The organism is Shewanella xiamenensis, assembly GCF_014647135.1.
GTDB classification, from domain to species: Bacteria; Pseudomonadota; Gammaproteobacteria; order Enterobacterales; family Shewanellaceae; genus Shewanella; species Shewanella xiamenensis.
On the sequence record NZ_BMOP01000008.1, the window covers coordinates 115,004 to 132,978 of the forward strand.

Genomic DNA, 17,975 nt, shown 5'->3' on the forward strand with positions numbered 1-17,975 from the left:
GAGAAACTATGAGCCTAATTAAACAAATATCTGCCGATGCCGCCCATGCGGCCCGCACACTCGCCCAACTCGATGAGTCGTTAAAAAACACCGTATTACTGGATATGGCGCGCTCATTAAGGGAAAAAACCTATGAAATCCAAAGCGCGAACCTGATTGACGTGCACCGAGCGACTCAGGATAACTTAAGCCCTGCAATGGTCGATCGCCTCACGCTGAACCAGCATCATATCGAGGCGATGGCGCAAGGAATCGAAACCATCGCCGCGCTGCCCGATCCCGTTGGGCGCGAGCGTTTTATTGGTAAACGACCTAACGGCTTATCTATCAGTAAGATGCGTGTGCCACTCGGCGTGGTGTGTATGATTTATGAGGCGCGCCCAAATGTCACCGCCGATGCTGGCGCATTGTGCTTTAAATCCGGCAATGCGGTGATCCTGCGTGGCGGTAAGGAAGCACTCCACACCAGCCAAGTGATCGCCAGCATTTTACAGGCGGTACTGACCGCCTATGGTTTGCCTAAAGCACTTATCAGCGTAATCCCCGATCCTGACCGCGCCCTAATGCTCGAACTGATGCAGCAGCGGGAATTTATCGATGTGATCATCCCTCGCGGTGGCGAAGGACTGATTAATTACGTCACTGAAAACAGTAGCATTCCGGTTATTCAGCACTTTAAAGGCGTGTGCCATTTATATGTGGATAAAGACGCCAATCAAGATATCGCCTTGGATTTGCTGCTCAATGGCAAAACCCAACGCACAGGAGTGTGCAACGCCCTCGAGGGCTTGTTAGTGCATAAGGATATCGCGCCGCGATTCTTGCCCCGCGTCGCCAAAGCACTGGCCGAGCATCAAGTAAAAATCAATGCATGCCCTCCGGCCGCCGCGTATTTCGACGCTTGCACTTATATGGCAGAAGAGGATTTTGGCCAAGAATATTTGGACTTAGAAATCGCCATTCGCCAAGTCGATAGTTTTGAGGTCGCCACCCAACATATTGCTAAGTTTGGCAGCCACCATACCGAGGTGATTTGCACCGACAATGAACTCACCGCCGCCCGCTTTCAACGCGCAGTGGATGCCTCGGTCGTTATGGTGAATGCCTCATCACGTTTTTCCGATGGCAGTGAACTCGGCCTCGGCGCCGAAATCGGCATCGCCACCACTAAGCTACATGCCTACGGCCCCATGGGACTCGAAGCCCTAACCACTGAAAAATACCTGGTTTCAGGCACTGGACAGATTAGAGCTTAGCGATTATTTAGACGATGTGATTAACTAAATAATAAAGCCCCAAGGTATTCTCCCTTGGGGCTTTGTTTAAGTGCTCATCATTGAAATAGAGCTTCATACTTCTTATACGGCTTTCAAATGTTTCGAAAATACCCAAGCGAGTTTGTCTTGATATAGAAAGGCCTTCCAATCACCGCTTGCAGCCAGCACACTAATGCGCTCACCTTTTGAGAGTACACCCAGTAACTCCCCATTTTTCTTAGGTTTGTTGCGGATATTGAGCTTATCAATAGTCACTTCATATAGCTGTCCATTCTCCAGAACAGGATAGCTCGCAATGTCCGCGTTTGGCGATTGCAAATGGCTTTTCTCTTGTGACACCACGGTGCGAGTGCTAGCACTTGTATTTGCCGATCCGATACGACAAGTTTTGTTCCAAGAAATGCAAGAGTTGCCACACGGTTGACCCTTTTTGCAATTTTTGGCGTTGGCAATGGATATTGGATGCCCCAGAACAAAAACTAACAGTAATATCCATAACCTATTCACATTTAACTCCTTTAATTTCTTGCCTCAAAATAATTACCGCTAGATTGCTTTAAGCATAGATTTACCGCCCGATACCGCAGGATACGAATCCCCTCGGAGTTGCCGCAGGGCGAATAGGCAAATTGCGTGAGTTCGGTCATGGATGACCGACTAGCTTTCGCAGGTGCAGGGACGCATCCTTCGGAAGCGATAGCAAATTTGCCAATGAGCACAAGGAACTTTCAACTCCGTTGGGGGCGGCAAGGGAGATCCAAGAGGGAATTGCTGTTGATCCCCTCTTGGTCGGGTGTGGGTTGAAAACCCACGACCTTGATTCACCTCGGCCGTAAGGCCGCAAAACTCAACGTAAATCAAATAGTGATTTGCTCAGCCCCATCACACTGATATTTCCCCGCTTGATAACAGCTGGGTTGCCGTGGGCAGACGGCGCCGCGGGAGCAGATAAGCCGGGCATCATTTTTAATACCGCGTTCAATCCAGTTTATATTCAATATCTTAGCCACGCTGACGAGATCGCTTTTAATATGCTTGGGAATCGCGACTGAGCCGCCGCCAGAAACACAGGCGGCTTTTAAATCATGGGCGATAGAGAGTGCATCTTTGCCTTGGGCTTCAATGGCCGGATTCAAATCGATACCGGCACAGAGCACATGGGGGTTGCCCGCCGAGTCTTCGACCTTAATCGACTCGCAGCAGTAAATCCGTGGTTCATTGCCCACATTTAAAATCGAAATTTGCGCCGATGTTCCAACTGAAGGCTCGCTGATCATTCTAAACACCGCCCAGTGCTGGCAAGGGTCTTCCACCAGCCGCATATTGCCCCAAGGCAGGGGAATGCCATTACCACGGTAAACGGCTTTGAGTTTGCCCGGCGCATAGGCATCAAAATAATGCCAATGGGGATAAGGCGATACCACAGTCATGCGCCGCATGGCGACCGAGGCCGACACTTGCAGCTGTTTATGCACCTCAATTTCGTAACCGTGACGGTCGAGTAATTGTCGATACGGCACCTTAGGGCATAACAAGGCTCCGGCAAAGAAGCTGGATTCGAAGTCGCGCCACGCATGCAAAATATCCTGCGCGTTCAGGGTATTAGACTGCATGGTCACTTCTTCATCCATCTCCAATTTACGGCCAGAAATCATTACACTCTTAAGCCCATCTTTGTTGTGCAATACGCAATGACCGATATGGGCGGCGAGATCGTACTTCAGCCGACTGGGGCGATTTTTAAGGACTTTATTGATGTAAATTGTGCTGGGCGGCTCGAAGAAAGAGGTCACTAACTGATGGGAGCTTACGCCACGCTCGTCGATCACTTCCTGGGGAGTACTATCTATCCATTTGATTTTTAAGCCTACGCCCTTGGCAATATCCAGCATCTCCTCGAGGGATAAGGGCATACGTTTTAACCCAACCTCTTCGGCGGCACGTTCAAGATCGGGGAAATGGTTTTGATGGTGCTCCTGATGGGCGCGGATTAATAAATGGGCGAATTGCCGACCTGAGATCCCAGTCTGGGATAGCATTTCAGGAATCGCTATTTGCAAAATATCATTTGAAAACAAAAAGCTGGGTTCGAGCGCCATGCCGCTAATCCCACCACGGCGGCCTTTGTCCGGCGTGATGGCACTTTCCTCGGGCACATCGTCTAAAAACCAGTCAACGTCCTTTTGAAAAACCGTGGCAATCACGGCCAACATTTCGGCACTCGGTACGCGTTTTCCGCGTTCGATCATCGACAAATATGACACAGAGGGCGCACTACCCGCATCGACGCGGATGCAACGTGCCGATAAATCTTCCATGGTTAAATTGTTACGTTTCCGTAGGTTACGTATTTTTGTCCCAAGGAAGTGTGATTTTCTCATCAAGCTCTGGTCATTGCGCATTTTGTAAAATTCACATTGTAAAATTTTTATTGTGAAATTGTAGTCAAAAAAAGACTAGACTACAAATTAAGCAATCGAGGAAGGGTTATCCACCTAGCACTGCTTAACGATTAACGCTGTTGGACAAGCTAAAGTGAAATCAAGGCCCTAATTTTTAAATTGGAAAGTGTAGAGGAACTAGCGATGAATATGTCAATTATCAAGAGCAACCAGATCCAATCGAATCTTAACAGCTTCATCGCAGAAGAAGTGCTTGCCGTCGCCCAAGTGAACGTGGCCGAACATGAAAAACTTGCCCAAGCGAAGCAATTCCTCGACCGTCATTTCCCGCTGGATGCGGGTTCGCACCAAGATGTGATCAGCTATGTGGTTTATTACCAACACCTGCTGGCATTTTTTGCCGACGGCAGCCACAGCGGATTACGCCAAACCAAGCAGTTTGTTGCCTTCAACGGCACTAAAGATGCACCAAGCGCCATAGTGTTACAGGACCAAGGCTGCCATGTAGAGTTATGTTTCGACCGCACTGGCATGATAGGCGCGCGGGATTTAGCGAATTTGGAAGATGTGCAAATCGAAACCCCAATGGCACAAGCAACTGAGCCAAAGGACACTCGCAACGCCACATCTCGCCACTGGTTAAGCCTGTTACATGCGGGAATGCCAAGCGCCAACGATATTCAAGACAAGTTGTTTACCGCTAAAGACGGTGGTGATTACAGCCTGCAAAGCATCGTTAATCTTTAATTTAATCCTACAGTTGGAGGAGATGAAACCATAGGTGAATCTCCTCAGCTTTCCTTTATGATCATTCCATCGGCCCAATAGTCAGTAAAACTGACTCTCAAAATAAATTAAATTGATTTTATTGAAGATTAATTCCATCGCTATAATACCCGCTTTTATCAGCGTCTCAGTTCTAACCTCGTTGCCATATAAAACCGCGCTCCAGTAGTTAGAACCAAACACTCAGTCGCAAACCTAAGGCGTTATGAATTTTTCATCGATAGTCTCGCAACTTAAGCAACCTCATCGCCTTATGTTTATCTGCGCTGCGCTACTGTGTCTTGCGCCTTTTATCTCATCCCCCATGGCACTTGTGCTCGGTTTTACCTTGGCCAGCCTAGGTTGGGTGCCAAACGACTGGAATATCGCCGCCCTCACCAAAAAATTACTGTCCTATTCGATTATCGGCTTAGGCTTTGGCATTAACTTCAACGCCGCGATTGAGGCCAGCAGCCACAATCTCGGGCTGATTGTTGGCTCGATTATTTTTACGCTGATCTTGGGCTTTATGGTAACTCGCGCTTTAAAGTTTGACCCGATCACAGGGCACTTAATCGCCTCAGGCACCGCTATTTGTGGCGGTAGCGCGATTGCTGCCGTATCGCCCGCCATTAATGCCAAACCAGACCAAACCGCTACCGCATTAGCCTGTGTATTTGTACTCAACTCGGTGGCTTTGTTTTTATTCCCCGCCCTCGGGCATTTGCTCAATATGAGCCAATACGATTTTGGCGTGTGGAGTGCCATCGCGATTCATGACACTTCTTCAGTCGTCGGCGCGGCCTCTGCCTACGGTGATGAAGCACTTAAAACCGCCACAACCATTAAACTGGCGCGCGCACTGTGGATTATCCCTATCGCCCTTGTCAGTGCGCTGATCTTTGGCGGCGATAAACGTAAGCTTAACCTACCGTATTTTATCGGATTTTACTGTTTAGCCATCGCAATCGCCCATTGGTTACCGCAGTTTCAGCCGCTCTACGACAGGCTGTTTATGGTGTCGAAACGTACCTTGGTTCTGTGTCTGTTCTTGATTGGTGCGGGGATTACGGTGCAAAAAATGCGGGCAAGCGGCCCTAAGCCTTTGCTGCTGGGCGTGATCCTGTGGACGGCAATTGGGGTAACGTCTTTAGGTTATATTCTGTATTTTCAATAGATTGGATTTGAGTCTAACGACTCTGATTGACGCGCTAACGCGGGAAGCTCTATTCAGCGTTGGGTTTAATCCGCCAAGCCAACCCCAGTACGCCTAAAAAGGCGGAAAACTCAATCAGCGAGCGGAGTAACCCTGTGGTTTGCGTGGATGCAACCAAGGCAATCAGGGAAAACACGATAATCAGCCAGTTTTTCAATTGCATCTTCCTGCAAACTTAGGGGATGCTCATTATTGTTTAGAACTAAAAAGCCAGCCAATATCGATTTTCAATAACAAATAGCTATAAAAACTAAGCCTGAGAGTTTAGCTTAAGCGGCTTTATGGGCGCTATCGGACTCGTTTGCCGCCAGTTCTTGGTTATGTTCTTGAATAAAATCCTCCATAAACCAAGCACAAAAGGTGTGGCGACCATCTACGTCGGCCTTGCCATAAATGGTCGACGCCTGTTGGCGAACGGTTTTCTCTTTTGTCTGCCTCACTTCGGCAATTTCTTTAAAACTCAGCCCCTTAAGCAATAAAAACGCGACTTGCTGCTCGCTCTTGGTAAAACCCCAAGTATCAAACTGGTTTGATACGGCTTGGCTGTATTCCTGTCTGGCGGAGCGCATTTGGGTCGACATATTGTCGATTTTCTTATCGGCGTACTCGAGGCGTTTTGCTAAGGCTTTAACCTCGCGCGAGCGGCGCATTAAATCGTAACTTAGATAGATGGCACCGACGGCGGTGAGCACTAAGAGTATGGCTTCCTGCACTAAGTGCCATTGCGGAATGCCTAATTGAATGTCGGAACTAATGTCAAAAAGCTTAAAGCACATGATGAGTGCCAGCAGACCAATAATGACAATATCCTTCATCTAAAACTCCTAAATAAAAGTAAAATCAATCAATTACTTTATGGGACATATGTACCATAGGCGGATTTATGATACAGGTCCCCGACGACTTTCACCCGTCAATCCCTACACTGACAGCATTGTTTAATACCACAGAATCATCTCATGTCTGTCAGTTCGTCTTGTATCAAGTTATGTCTGTTGACCAGCTTAGTCGGCTGTAGTTTCCTGTGTCTTGCGGCGGAAGCCGAACTTTCCCAAGCCCTTTCGAGCAGCCAAGCTAGGTTGACTCATCTCACTTCGTCGAATACCCAAGCGGCAAATTTATCCAGCTCGACCTGGCTCACTGGCCTGCCGAGCATTAGCTTAAGTCACCTCGGGAGTTTGGATAATAGTAACAGCTACGAGCAGGAACTCTCAGTCAATTTGCCATTTAAATCGCCCGCGCTACACAGCAGCGATAAGCAAATAAAACAACTCGCCGAGCAAATTCATCAACAACAAACAGCGCTGCAAGGCTTGTATCTCTCGGGATTATTGAGGCAGAGCTTGTGGGAATACCGCCAGAGCGAAGTCAAACTGTCGCAGCTTGAGCGCAAACAGCAGTTGCTCGATAAACTCCATCGCCAGCAAAAACAACTGACCGATGCGGGGGAACTGCCACTGGCCAACACTCTGCTACTGGAGCGGGAAAGTGTCGATATCGCCTTAAGCCGCGCCGACATTCTGCAGCAACAAGCCCAATCTTTAGCCCTGTATCAACAGCTGACGGGTCAAGACCGAATGCCGAGCGCGATAGAAGAAACTGACCGCCCGCTTGGCAAGGGCGCCGATACCTTAGCCCAACATCCCCTATGGCAATTGCTAAAGCTGCAACAACAGCAACACCTGCTGCTGATCCAAACTCAGCAAGCGGGTGAGCGCGATCCTTGGACCGTCTCACTCACTGCAAAAAATACCGCGGATGCTGGCGTGGATGATCAGCAGTTAGGCATAGCCGTGTCAGTGCCCTTAACCTTGGGCTCGGCGCTGTCCCAGAGCGATTTATCCCAATGGCAACAAGCGAATACCGAGCAAAGTCTCAATCTTGACCGCAGCGCCCTTGAGCTTAAAAACCAGTGGGATCAATTAGTCCGCCAGCAAACTAACCTCGTCGAGCAACAGCGCCTACTCACCCAAGCGCTCGCCCTCAGTCGCACCATTACCGAGGAACTCGCCAAGGTAAAAGATCAAGATCAGGTGAGTTATGAAGTCTGGCTGCGCCGCTATATGGAGGCGCTCGACACCGAATCCCGCTTGGCGCTCAACCGCGTCAGCTTGCAACAACTGCATTCTCAACAACTCCAAGCCTTAGGAATTTCATTATGATGGCCAAGTACGGCGCATGCCTTCTCTGTTTATCCGCGAGTGTTGTAGGTTCGGCGCAGGCCGAAAGCTTAGCCATTAGCGCCTTAGGCAATCTCGACCTCAGTTACACCCAACCCCAAAGAGTCGCCAGTTATGAGGGCAGCCCACTGCCGGCGCAGGTTGAAATCCTCCCCGGCAATGATTACTGGATCAGCACGCCCGAGAATATCCAGCAGGTGCACTTTCTCGTCGGCCAAGGCCAGCGCGTCAGTAAAGGCCAAGCGATAGTTAAACTCACAGGGCCAGAAGTGTTCCACTACCTCGCCCAAGTCGAGGCCGCGGCTACCCTGTATCAACTCGCCAAGAGTCGTTATGAGCGCAACAAACCTTTGCTCGCCAATGGCAGCATAAGCGCCGAAAAATGGCGTGAGATCAGTCAGGACTATTTCACGACTCACCTCGAATACGAGCATATGCAGCACTTTATGGAGCGCGTCCACAGCACGGATGCGGCAACTGACTCCTTAGTGGTCGCCGCGCCCGTTGACGGTATCGTTAAACTCAATGCCATCAGCGGCCCTTATATGGCGGGGGATCAGCTATTTTCACTGGTGCCCAATAACAGCATCCGCGTCAAAGTCAATGTACCGACGGGCCAGTCCCACTCCCTGTCGGCCATCAATATTAATCAATGCCATATCGCGGTTGAGTCACTGTCGGCGATTGCCGAAGGCGCCTTTGTCACGGCTTGGTCATCGGCGGTGCCACAGGAATGTAACCTATTGTTAGGTCAGCAAATGACTGTGGTTCCCGAGTATCAAAAAGCCGTGTATTTGCTCCCCAAAAATAGTGTGTTTAGTTGGGAGCAAGACAGCCAAGTGTTCACTCTGTCCGATAACCAGCTCAATGCGCTAACGGTCGATATCTTAGGCTCAACCCCGGAGCAATATATTGTCGCCAGCGATCAAGACTTGAGTCAGCTGCAAGTTCTATCCCAGTCGGTTGCCGCGGTGAAAGGCATCATGCTCGGTTTAGGAGGCGAATAAGATGCTCACCTCTGTGATCCGTTTTTCGCTCACTCAGCGACTTTTTGTGCTGATTGTGGCGCTGATCCTCATGTTGGCTGGCGCACGAGCTTGGTTTGCCATTCCCTTGGATGCCTTTCCGGATATTTCCCCAACCCAAGTGAAGATCATCCTCAAGGCTCCCGGCATGACGCCGGAGGAAATCGAGGCCCAGATTACCGTCCCGATTGAAACCGAGCTGCTCGGCATTCCGCAGCAATCGATTCTACGCTCGACCACTAAGTATGCCATTAGCGATATCACCCTCGATTTTGAAGAAGGCACGGATATCTATTGGGCGCGCCAACAGGTGAGCGAGCGCCTCTCCGCGGTCTGGGACAGTTTTCCCGAAGGTGTGAGTGGCGGTGTGGCGCCCATGAGCACGCCGCTCAGTGAAATCTTTATGTTTTCACTCGAAAACCCCAATCTTTCCCTACTGGAGCGACGTCAATTACTCGAGTGGGAAATTCGGCCGCTGCTGCGCACAGTGCCGGGTGTTGCCGATGTGAATATCCTCGGCGGTTATGCCAAGAGTTTTAGCATCAGCCCCAATCCTGCGGCGATGGCGGCTGCGGGTGTGAGCTTTGCCGCGCTACAACAGGCAATTGTGGAGAATAATCACAACGAAGGTGCCGGTAAGCTCACCATAGGTACAGACACCATCATAGTGCGCTCCGAGGGACGCATCGATGATATCGACGAGCTTAAACTGCTAGTGATCAAAGCCGATAATGCCAAAGTCTATCGCTTGCAGGATCTCGCCGATATCCAGATAGGCCACCTTGCACGCTACGGCGCCGTCACTAAGGATGGCAACGAAACCGCCGAAGCTTTAATCATTGCCCTCAAGGACGCCAATACGGCACAAGTGGTTAACAACATTAAGGAAAAACTGGCGCAAATCAGCCTGACTCTCCCCGAAGGCAGCCAGATAAACACCTTTTACGACCGCGCTAACCTGATCAATACCGCTATTGAGACTATCTCCAATGCGCTATTCGAGGCCGTAGTGCTGGTCATCGTATTGCTGGCGCTGTTTTTAGGTAATGTGCGCGCCGCGTTAGTGGTGTCCCTGTCGCTACCGCTAGCCGCACTGTTCACCTTTTTGATGATGGATTACTTCAATCTCTCCGCTAACTTGATGAGTCTTGGAGGCCTCGTTATCGCTATCGGCATGTTGGTGGACTCCTCCGTGGTCGTGGTTGAAAACATGGTGAATTTAATCGCCACTAAACAGCGTTTGCCGCGTTTACACTTGATCTTTCGCGCCACCAAAGACGTCGCCATTCCCGTAGTATCGGGCACTGTTATCGTCATCATAGTGTTCTCGCCACTGCTCACCCTCAGTGGTTTAGAAGGCAAACTCTTTACCCCAGTCGCCATCACCATAGTGTTTGCCATGCTGTCGGCGCTGGTGTTATCGCTGACCGTGATCCCCGTGATTGCCTCGTATCTCGTTAACGAAAAGGCCGCGAAAGAACCTAAGGCCATCGAAAAGCTCAAGCATCTTTACCTTGGAAGCCTAAAAGCCTGCTTTGGTTGGCAAAAACCTTTTATGCTCACCGCCTTTAGCTTGCTGATCGTCAGTCTGGGCCTATTTAGTCTGGTGGGGAAAACCTTTATGCCGACCTTAGATGAGGGCGACATCATTCTCCAGTTAGAGAAATCCCCTTCGATTTCCCTCGACGCCTCCATCGCTATCGATAAACAGATCCAGCAAACACTGCTAAGCCAAATCCCCGAAATCAAACAGATGGTGGCACGCACTGGTGCCGATGAGATTGGTTTAGATCCCATGGGATTGAACGAAACCGATGTGTTTTTAGAACTGGCCCCACGCAGCGAATGGCGTTTTGCCACTAAAGAGCAGCTTATCGATGCCATCCGCACTGTGCTGCTTAAATATCCCGGCGTGAACTTTAACTTTACGCAACCGATACAGATGCGTGTCTCCGAAATGCTCACAGGCAGTATCGGGGATGTCGCGATTAAAGTATTCGGTAATGATATCGAGACCTTAGGCAAACTCACCGGAGAGATAGAGCAACTGGTCACCGCCACTCAGGGCAGCGTCGACGTTAAGATGGCAATGATTGAAGGCAGCCCCTTTATCAATCTCACCTTAGATAACGAGCTCGCCCGTGGGTTTGGGATGAGCACTATGGAGTTTGCCCGTTACCTCAAGAGCCAACTCGAAGGCGTAGTCGTCACCGAGGTGCTGCAAGGGAAGAAGCGCACGCCTGTGCTTATCGCCAATAATCAGGCGCAGATCAGCAATATCAACGAACTGCAAAATCAGCTATTGGTAATGCCAGATCATTCCCTGAAACGCCTAAGTGACGTGGCGGTATTGAGTTATAAACAGGGCCCAATCCTGATCGAGCGGGAACAGGGAAATCGCTTTTCGGTAATCACCACCAACGTTCAAGGGCGGGATATTGTGGGCTTTGTGGAAGAGCTTAACAGCAAAATCGCCAAGGAAATCAAACTACCCAGCGGCTATAGCGTCAGCTTCGGTGGCGAGTTTGAAAACCAGCAGCGCGCCACCAGCAATTTGTTGCTGGTGATCCCCATAGCTATCGCACTGATCACTTTGATTTTATTCACCACCTTCGGCTCGCTAGCAAAATCGGGATTAATCCTCGCTAACGTCCCGTTCGCTATGATGGGCGGTATCGTCAGCTTGTATCTCTCGGGGGAGTACCTCTCGGTGCCCGCTTCAGTAGGTTTTATCGCCCTGCTCGGTGTCGCGGTGCTTAACGGCGTAGTGATGGTCAGTTATTACGAACAAACCAAATACTTATTTGGCAGCCTCAGGGAGCGAGTCGAACAGGGTGCCGCGCGGCGACTCAGACCCATTCTGATGACGGCCACCACCGCCATGTTTGGTTTGATCCCCTTAGTGTTCGCCTCGGGCCCTGGTGCTGAAATCCAAAAACCCTTGGCCATTGTGGTGATCGGTGGCTTGCTCACATCGACCATTACGACCCTGTATTTACTGCCCATGTTGTATTTTTGGCTGGAGAAACGCCGATGAGCACCGAACAACTGCTAGTCCTGATCGCCCAAAACGATATCAAGGACGATATAGTCGACACTCTGATTGAGTTGGAGTTTTTATCCGGCTTTAGCTTGGGCAATATTTGCGGATTTAGCCGAGAGCACAGCCATTTCAATATCAAGGAACAGGTGGAAGGTTATCGGGAGTTTTGTAAGTTTGAGATTATGCACCCTGCAAGCCAGCAAAGCGCCCTGCTTGAAGCACTAGCAAAGGTCTGTAAACACAACCGTTGCCGTTATTGGATTATGCCCATCTATCAAAACGGCACGCTTTCCTAACGATAAAGGGCATACGGAACCTGCTGTATGCCCTTTGATTGACTACAGAATCGGTGTTGGACGACGCACTAAGTAACCACTGACGATGGAGAGGACGCAATAGGCGGTAAAGAAGTAAAATCCGCTCTCAAACTCCGCCTTGGTCTTAAGCATTTCACCCATACCACCCGAGGCATTACCCGCCAAAAAGGTAATGATCAGAGCCACCACAAACACATCGGCCATCGACCATTTCGCCAGCGCAGACACTAGATGATGAATACGCCACTGCAGCGCAATCGAACTCACGGTTTGTTGTACCAACATTAAGCTGAGTTTTACCGCAGGGATAATGATACTAAACAGCATCACCAGTCCTGCAACTAAGCCATTGCCAGTATTATATAATTCGGTGACTGTGCTCCAAATACTACGGGTTTGCTGCAATACTTGGACCTCACCTTTAAGGTTATTTAGCCCCAACAGGCCACTAACCATATTCAACATGCCGCGGGCACTGTCGCGCCCCGAGTCTTCATCGAAACTTTGGGCAACCTGCTCAATCCCCTGTTCGGCTAATTTGGCCTTATTTATGCTGCCGTTAAGGCTCAAAATGGGCTGAGTTACGCCGGGAATTAACAACGCCAAAGACAGCAGAATAACGAGAATGGGAAGGAGAGATTGACGAACACTGTTCATAACTGAGCCCAAAGCAAACTTTCACCCAGTGTAAGGCTTTTGGCGCAGCGGGGGCAATGAATGGCACTTAAGATCTTGGTAGATATCAAGTGCAACTTGGGCAATCAATAAAAGGGTGATGGATCTATATCTAAGGAGCTTGGCGATACGCCTCGCTCAATGTGAAGGTCTGATTTAAGAAGGTCTACCATGGCGACTTCAGTGTAACGCTTTGCTTTTAGAGAATAAAAACACTTCACAATTGGATGTAATGCATCTCTATCCTTGGAGGTCCAAACAATACCAACTCGACCATCGGACAATTCGACTAAAGAGCCTACAGGATATACACCGATACAACGAATAAACTCATAAACCAGCTCTTGATCTAAGTGAAATGGCGTCAAGCTCAGTAAGATCTTAAAGGCGGCCGCAGGACTCATGGCCTCTTTGTAGCAACGCGTCGCGGTTAAGGCATCAAATATATCGACAATACAACTCATCCGACCGTGGCGAGGTATCTCATCTCCCTTTAATCCCCTTGGATAGCCCCGCCCATCTAATTTTTCATGGTGCATTAGGCAGATATCTTTGCTTATCTGCGACAAACCTTTGGTTTCATTCATTATTTCAAGTGCATATACTTGATGCAACTTCATATGCTCGAATTCTTCAGGCGTGAGCTTGCCCGGTTTATGCAGGACTTTATTGTCAACCTTAATCTTGCCAATATCATGCAAAATGCCGCCCACCGCCATTTCTCTTAACATAGCGCGGTCGAGTTTAAGGTATTTACCGAAAGTAACGAGCAGGAAGGCGACATTCACTGAGTGCTCTAACAGATAAGCATCTTTAGTGCGCAGTGCTGACATACACTTTAGGGCGTCTTCATCCAACAACACTGACTCGATCATGCTGTCAGCAAGTGCTTCAAAAGGAGCGACTTCAATCGCTTTACCCTCGAATGTTTCTGAGAGTACTTTGCGAATGAGATCCTTCGCTTCGGTCAAAATGACCTTCGCCTGCGCTTGTTGCTTCTCACGGGTCAGTAGGGATTTTTTAACTTCTGATAGGCTATCGTTGCTGGCTTTACGTTTAAAACCACAATGTTCAGCCGAACGCTCCGTATCGACCCAAACATATTTGATGCCACTCTTTGATAATTTTAGAATCGAGTCCTTGTGCTTGATTTGTCCAGCATTTGCAATTGCCAACCGGCCCTGATCATTTCTGTCAATTGCTGTGACAAACATTCCCAGCGTCAATTTCGACACTGGCAATTTGATTAGGTCAACCGATTCTGCCGACTCACTCATACTAGCAACCCCAAGGCATAGAGAATATTACTGCTATCGACTACGTAACATGCCGCACTATTGGGCGCACGATGCCGTTATTTACTTCCTGGAAGTATAGGACAGTATAACGCGCATTCTATGCTGAGGAAGATAAAAGCACCATATGCTTTGATGATTAGCATCAAAGAACAAGACAAAAACCCAGTAGAATCCTATGCCATTGCTCAAGAGCGAGCTAATCGTCTAATAATATAGCATTTTTTAATATTACACATTCGAAGCTTGCCACCATCCAACGGCGATATTGGCAGTTATAGCAGGAATGAAGATCATCATCTATCTGCTCATCTTCATCATCTGGAGCAAAATGAGTGCACAACCGCGCCGCCCGCCTTGCTTCTGAATATTGCTGTAAACCCGCCCGAAAAATCCAACGTTCAGTCTCATATTCAAACAGCTTGAGTAACTTTTGATCCATTCCCACCTCAATAGTCCTGCAAGGCTTGCTTGCCAGCATTACGCCACAGCTCACCGTCCTTCGCGACTAATAAAACAAATTGATGTTCAAGATAGACAGCTTTTACTTTGCCTTTGAGTTGGACTTTTTCGTCTGCGGCCAAGCGGTATTTATCGGTACTCATCACCGCATCCAAGCCGGTTTGTTCGAGGATATCCGCCACAGGTAGCTCAAGGGAAACCTCTTCAAGTTGACCGAGTTTGATTTGGCCCTTCACTCGCCCATCATTGCCCATTAACCGCAATCCAAGCCCAGCCAAAGCACCAATCACACCTTGACCAGTACCACCGTGTTCAGTCAGATGAATCTGTAACTGCTCAGCAAGCTGATAGGCGGCCGCTTTGGTAATGACTTCACACTTGGCTCTGAGCCCAAAGTCTATCAGCGCGTTCACATCATAGTCCGAATCGACATCCAAAATTGCAATCCCAGGATCTGCCTTAGGTGCAGATTCAGCCACCAGATGCGCGACCGCCAGACGATAGATCTCGGCCTGTGATAACGGCGACTGCAACGCAAAACACATGGCGCTATTGTGAGAGGTGTAAGGAATATCAGGATGCACAAATAATTGGTGCCGCGTCACAAAGGAAGCCTTGCCACCCGAGTTTTGCGCGAGCAAATGTGCAATTTCCTCAGCTATCTCGCCTGTGCCTTTAGTGCCAATGTCGTCGGTATCATCGATACAAATAAGCCAATTTTTCATCGGTATTCCTAGCAGTTAAAACTTGTCACGGTGGAGGAGGTCATGGGCCTTAAGCCTATGCAGCACGGGAGGCACCAGCAGGGCACCTAAGGTGGCAAAAAATCCACCCTTAAGCACGCTAGCACCCCATTGGATCAGTACAACATCGAGCGCCATGCCCGCCAGCGCATTGGTCAGAGCCACTTTGACCGCCCAGGCCATACAGCCAACAATGCCTAAAATCACGCAGCGCCAGTGCAGGCTTAAGGTGAGAGGTAGCAACAAGGCCACCAGATCCATCGCAATAGCAGGTAAGATAAACTTCAATAAAATCATTGGGCCGCCCTTACCAACACCGAGCGCCATCGCGACTAGCCCTGCAACACCACCACAGGCAATCATGCTACCAAAACGCCCAAGTACGCCGTAGCAAATCAAATAGAAGAAACTCATCAAAAACATGCTATGGCCAGAAATCCCGAGCTTAAGCCTTAACATACTCGTCAATGCCACCAGCAAAGTGGCGCAAAAACCAATAAACAGCGAGTCCTGCAAACTCAGAGGAAGTTTTTTCTTCATTTTTTGTCTCTCGGTGAGTGCCAATGGGTGACACGCGTACTCTTGCCAAAGTGACGACTCTGGGCCGCAACCGCCATCTGGCGAGATAATTTAAGTAATTGGATTAATACAGGAAACAGCACGCAATACACTAGCTCAGGCCAATTTTTAGGATTTCGCAGCGCCTTAGGGGTAATACGCGCGCCTCGCAGACATTGGATCTGATAAATCTCGCGCACTTCATCCGCCATATAGGGCAGCAAACTCAAAGATGCGGCCACCACAAAGGCCCATTTGCTCGGCAAAAATGCACTTAATACTTCGCCAATGCGCTCGGGCGCCGCTGTGATACACAACCACCAGCCGGGGATAGTCGCTAAAATAATGCGTCCCACCACCACGGCGCCTTGGGCGAGGTGATCAACGCCATAGAGCAATAAATAAAGACTTAAAGTAATCGTCAGTTGAATCACACCGAGTTTAACCACGCCCATAATACTGCCCCGGCGCGCTAAGCCATGGAGCACTAGCAAGCCATTCACGGCCGCCAGCGGCAGCAATAAATCGGCGGGCAATACAAAAGCGCAGGCGGAAAGTACGCAGACGAAAAACAGCGACAGCGCGCATAGCGTAGTTTCTTGCTTCTCGCGACTCCAACGCCGGCGGGCACGTAGTCGCCATCGACGACAACTAACCCACATAGCGCTCCTCCATCAGAGTGTCTTCCGTCAACAACCCATTGTGTAAACTGAGTTGCCGAGACACGGCACTATGCACGACTACTCTGTGACTACTCATTAGAATGGCGCAACCCTGCGCACTGAGGCGCTTGAGCAGATACCATACTTTGCGATAGTACTCTTTATCCATGCCCGCGAGTGGATCATCAAGTAGCAACACCTTAGGCTGCAAGCAGGCTAATGATGCCAAGGCAATAAGATGCTGTTGACCGTAGGACAACTTATGAGGCGACTGTTCGGCCAGCGCACTCAATTCGAGATCGAGCAGCATTTGCTCGGCACGCTCTTTAGGCAGTTCGAAACGATTCAAACTAAACTGCATCTCGGCCAGCACGCTGGTTTCAAACAGTTGTCGACTCGGCCTTTGCAGCAATAACCCTAACTCGGCGCCATATACACCGAGTTTAGGCTTACGGCCCAACACCTTGAGCGGCAAGCGCAACTTTAGGTGCAGCATGCCCGCGATGGATTTTAATAGGCTAGTTTTACCCGCACCATTATCCCCGACTAAGGTCACTATCTCGCCGGCGTGCAATTCAAACCCTTGTGGACAGCTAAACAAGGGCTGACAACCATCGAAGCAGAAATCAAACGCCTCGGCGCTCACCTGTACTTTGCCTAAGTGATGTGTACTTCCCCAAGCTCTCACTGGCGCTTCCTGCACGGTGGCATCGCTGACGGTATATATCCCCTCGGATAAACGGCCTGCCTCTAATTGCCAATAGTGCTGGATAATCTCGGCAAAGGCCGCCGCATTATGCTCCACTAACACCAATGCCATGCCTTCGGCAATTAGATTGCGTAATACCGCTAACAGCTCACTCACACCATGGTCATCGAGCTGCGCCCATGGCTCATCGAGCAAGAGTAAATGCGGCTCACACACCAACTGTGCGGCAATCATCAAACGGTATTTTTGACCGAGAGAAAGGGTGCTGACTGGGGTGTCGAGCCGTAAAAACAGCCCGACGCGTCGCAGCGCTAACTGCACTTTAGGTAACATATTCTCGGCTGGGATGCCGAGATTCTCTAAGGCGAAGGCGACTTCGGCCCCAACAGTCTGCCGCAGTAACTGAGTTTGCGGATCTTGCATCACTAAGCCAGTAACCAACTCGGGGTGACGCCAAATATCGCCCTCATGCGGGCGATTCTGCACGCCCGCCAGTAGATTTAATAGACTCGATTTACCCGAGCCCGTGGGCCCACTCACACAATGGCATTGGCCTGCGCCAATCGAGAGCTTAAGCTCCTGTAAAACCGGGGCTAGCTGGCTGCCATAGTTAAAGCTGACACCGTCGAGCTCGAGTAATTTCATC

At 49.6% G+C, this 17,975-nt stretch carries 18 protein-coding genes; 7 read left to right on the forward strand and 11 right to left on the reverse strand.

Translation table 11 applies throughout. The annotated features are described in order from the left end of the window. The first annotated feature begins 8 nt into the window (after positions 1-8). Positions 9-1,256: a glutamate-5-semialdehyde dehydrogenase gene (locus tag IEY09_RS09600; RefSeq protein WP_188870853.1), complete on the forward strand. Its 1,248-nt coding sequence runs from the start codon at positions 9-11 to the stop codon at positions 1,254-1,256. Between the two features lie 102 nt (positions 1,257-1,358). Here the strand turns inward: IEY09_RS09600 and IEY09_RS09605 are convergent, their stop codons facing one another. Both IEY09_RS09605 and IEY09_RS09610 read right to left on the reverse strand, forming a co-directional pair. Beyond that, the gene (locus IEY09_RS09605) at positions 1,359-1,784 is read right to left on the reverse strand and encodes an SH3 domain-containing protein (RefSeq protein ID WP_188870854.1); all 426 of its coding nucleotides are present in this window, start codon (positions 1,782-1,784) and stop codon (positions 1,359-1,361) included. Between the two features lie 350 nt (positions 1,785-2,134). Beyond that, a complete protein-coding gene (locus tag IEY09_RS09610; RefSeq protein WP_047535537.1) occupies positions 2,135-3,679 on the reverse strand; it encodes a DUF3612 domain-containing protein in 1,545 nt (514 codons plus the stop codon). Between the two features lie 183 nt (positions 3,680-3,862). On the opposite strand from IEY09_RS09610, the gene IEY09_RS09615 reads away from it, so the two are divergent. Both IEY09_RS09615 and IEY09_RS09620 read left to right on the forward strand, forming a co-directional pair. Further along, positions 3,863-4,426 (forward strand): aldolase/citrate lyase/malate synthase family protein, encoded by a 564-nt coding sequence (locus IEY09_RS09615; RefSeq protein ID WP_037423939.1) that lies wholly within the window; start codon positions 3,863-3,865, stop codon positions 4,424-4,426. A gap of 244 nt (positions 4,427-4,670) precedes the next feature. Then, positions 4,671-5,621 carry a YeiH family protein gene (locus IEY09_RS09620; RefSeq protein ID WP_188870855.1) on the forward strand — a complete coding sequence of 317 codons (951 nt, stop codon included), beginning with the start codon at positions 4,671-4,673 and terminating at the stop codon, positions 5,619-5,621. A gap of 49 nt (positions 5,622-5,670) precedes the next feature. Here IEY09_RS09620 and IEY09_RS09625 read toward each other — a convergent pair whose 3' ends face one another. Further along, positions 5,671-5,817 (reverse strand): hypothetical protein, encoded by a 147-nt coding sequence (locus tag IEY09_RS09625; protein ID WP_086024028.1) that lies wholly within the window; start codon positions 5,815-5,817, stop codon positions 5,671-5,673. A gap of 112 nt (positions 5,818-5,929) precedes the next feature. Next, complete coding sequence (locus IEY09_RS09630; RefSeq protein ID WP_037428372.1) at positions 5,930-6,475, reverse strand: helix-turn-helix transcriptional regulator; 546 nt, start codon at positions 6,473-6,475, stop codon at positions 5,930-5,932. Between the two features lie 144 nt (positions 6,476-6,619). Between IEY09_RS09630 and IEY09_RS09635 the strand changes: the two genes are divergently transcribed. From IEY09_RS09635 to IEY09_RS09650, 4 genes are read left to right on the forward strand one after another with little or no spacing between them, the layout of a single operon-like run. Then, on the forward strand, positions 6,620-7,822 hold the full coding sequence (locus IEY09_RS09635) for a metal transporter (protein WP_188870856.1): 1,203 nt from the start codon (positions 6,620-6,622) through the stop codon (positions 7,820-7,822). After that, positions 7,819-8,847 carry an efflux RND transporter periplasmic adaptor subunit gene (locus tag IEY09_RS09640; RefSeq protein ID WP_188870857.1) on the forward strand — a complete coding sequence of 343 codons (1,029 nt, stop codon included), beginning with the start codon at positions 7,819-7,821 and terminating at the stop codon, positions 8,845-8,847. Before IEY09_RS09635 ends, IEY09_RS09640 begins: the two co-directional genes overlap by 4 nt. A 1-nt stretch (position 8,848) precedes the next feature. Next, complete coding sequence (locus tag IEY09_RS09645; RefSeq protein WP_172588281.1) at positions 8,849-11,902, forward strand: efflux RND transporter permease subunit; 3,054 nt, start codon at positions 8,849-8,851, stop codon at positions 11,900-11,902. Then, positions 11,899-12,204: a DUF3240 family protein gene (locus tag IEY09_RS09650; protein WP_099457210.1), complete on the forward strand. Its 306-nt coding sequence runs from the start codon at positions 11,899-11,901 to the stop codon at positions 12,202-12,204. Before IEY09_RS09645 ends, IEY09_RS09650 begins: the two co-directional genes overlap by 4 nt. A 42-nt stretch (positions 12,205-12,246) precedes the next feature. Here IEY09_RS09650 and IEY09_RS09655 read toward each other — a convergent pair whose 3' ends face one another. The 7 genes from IEY09_RS09655 to IEY09_RS09685 form a co-directional block, all read right to left on the reverse strand. Next, a complete protein-coding gene (locus tag IEY09_RS09655) occupies positions 12,247-12,882 on the reverse strand; it encodes a paraquat-inducible protein A (RefSeq protein ID WP_188870858.1) in 636 nt (211 codons plus the stop codon). 104 nt (positions 12,883-12,986) lie between these two features. Beyond that, a complete protein-coding gene (locus IEY09_RS09660) occupies positions 12,987-14,177 on the reverse strand; it encodes a cyclic di-GMP phosphodiesterase (protein WP_037428357.1) in 1,191 nt (396 codons plus the stop codon). A 217-nt stretch (positions 14,178-14,394) separates the two neighbouring features. Continuing rightward, complete coding sequence (locus IEY09_RS09665; RefSeq protein ID WP_055647188.1) at positions 14,395-14,637, reverse strand: hypothetical protein; 243 nt, start codon at positions 14,635-14,637, stop codon at positions 14,395-14,397. A gap of 7 nt (positions 14,638-14,644) precedes the next feature. Beyond that, the gene (locus IEY09_RS09670) at positions 14,645-15,382 is read right to left on the reverse strand and encodes a DNA-binding protein (RefSeq protein ID WP_037428353.1); all 738 of its coding nucleotides are present in this window, start codon (positions 15,380-15,382) and stop codon (positions 14,645-14,647) included. Between the two features lie 15 nt (positions 15,383-15,397). Further along, complete coding sequence (locus IEY09_RS09675) at positions 15,398-15,940, reverse strand: hypothetical protein (RefSeq protein WP_037428350.1); 543 nt, start codon at positions 15,938-15,940, stop codon at positions 15,398-15,400. Continuing rightward, entirely contained in the window at positions 15,937-16,620 is a 684-nt protein-coding gene (locus IEY09_RS09680) for an energy-coupling factor transporter transmembrane component T (RefSeq protein ID WP_069453932.1), read from the reverse strand. The genes IEY09_RS09675 and IEY09_RS09680 overlap by 4 nt, the downstream gene beginning before the upstream one ends. After that, a complete protein-coding gene (locus IEY09_RS09685) occupies positions 16,610-17,974 on the reverse strand; it encodes an ATP-binding cassette domain-containing protein (protein WP_188870859.1) in 1,365 nt (454 codons plus the stop codon). The genes IEY09_RS09680 and IEY09_RS09685 overlap by 11 nt, the downstream gene beginning before the upstream one ends. Between the last annotated feature and the right edge of the window lies 1 nt (position 17,975).

Excerpts from the sequence above, each read along its gene's own strand:
- IEY09_RS09600 (WP_188870853.1), top strand. The coding sequence starts at position 9 with ATGAGCCTAATTAAACAAATATCTGCCGATGCCGCCCATGCGGCCCGC.
- IEY09_RS09610 (WP_047535537.1), bottom strand. The coding sequence starts at position 3,679 with ATGCGCAATGACCAGAGCTTGATGAGAAAATCACACTTCCTTGGGACA.
- IEY09_RS09615 (WP_037423939.1), top strand. The coding sequence starts at position 3,863 with ATGAATATGTCAATTATCAAGAGCAACCAGATCCAATCGAATCTTAAC.
- IEY09_RS09620 (WP_188870855.1), top strand. The coding sequence starts at position 4,671 with ATGAATTTTTCATCGATAGTCTCGCAACTTAAGCAACCTCATCGCCTT.
- IEY09_RS09630 (WP_037428372.1), bottom strand. The coding sequence starts at position 6,475 with ATGAAGGATATTGTCATTATTGGTCTGCTGGCACTCATCATGTGCTTT.
- IEY09_RS09635 (WP_188870856.1), top strand. The coding sequence starts at position 6,620 with ATGTCTGTCAGTTCGTCTTGTATCAAGTTATGTCTGTTGACCAGCTTA.
- IEY09_RS09640 (WP_188870857.1), top strand. The coding sequence starts at position 7,819 with ATGATGGCCAAGTACGGCGCATGCCTTCTCTGTTTATCCGCGAGTGTT.
- IEY09_RS09645 (WP_172588281.1), top strand. The coding sequence starts at position 8,849 with ATGCTCACCTCTGTGATCCGTTTTTCGCTCACTCAGCGACTTTTTGTG.
- IEY09_RS09650 (WP_099457210.1), top strand. The coding sequence starts at position 11,899 with ATGAGCACCGAACAACTGCTAGTCCTGATCGCCCAAAACGATATCAAG.
- IEY09_RS09655 (WP_188870858.1), bottom strand. The coding sequence starts at position 12,882 with ATGAACAGTGTTCGTCAATCTCTCCTTCCCATTCTCGTTATTCTGCTG.
- IEY09_RS09660 (WP_037428357.1), bottom strand. The coding sequence starts at position 14,177 with ATGAGTGAGTCGGCAGAATCGGTTGACCTAATCAAATTGCCAGTGTCG.
- IEY09_RS09665 (WP_055647188.1), bottom strand. The coding sequence starts at position 14,637 with ATGGATCAAAAGTTACTCAAGCTGTTTGAATATGAGACTGAACGTTGG.
- IEY09_RS09670 (WP_037428353.1), bottom strand. The coding sequence starts at position 15,382 with ATGAAAAATTGGCTTATTTGTATCGATGATACCGACGACATTGGCACT.
- IEY09_RS09675 (WP_037428350.1), bottom strand. The coding sequence starts at position 15,940 with ATGAAGAAAAAACTTCCTCTGAGTTTGCAGGACTCGCTGTTTATTGGT.
- IEY09_RS09680 (WP_069453932.1), bottom strand. The coding sequence starts at position 16,620 with ATGTGGGTTAGTTGTCGTCGATGGCGACTACGTGCCCGCCGGCGTTGG.
- IEY09_RS09685 (WP_188870859.1), bottom strand. The coding sequence starts at position 17,974 with ATGAAATTACTCGAGCTCGACGGTGTCAGCTTTAACTATGGCAGCCAG.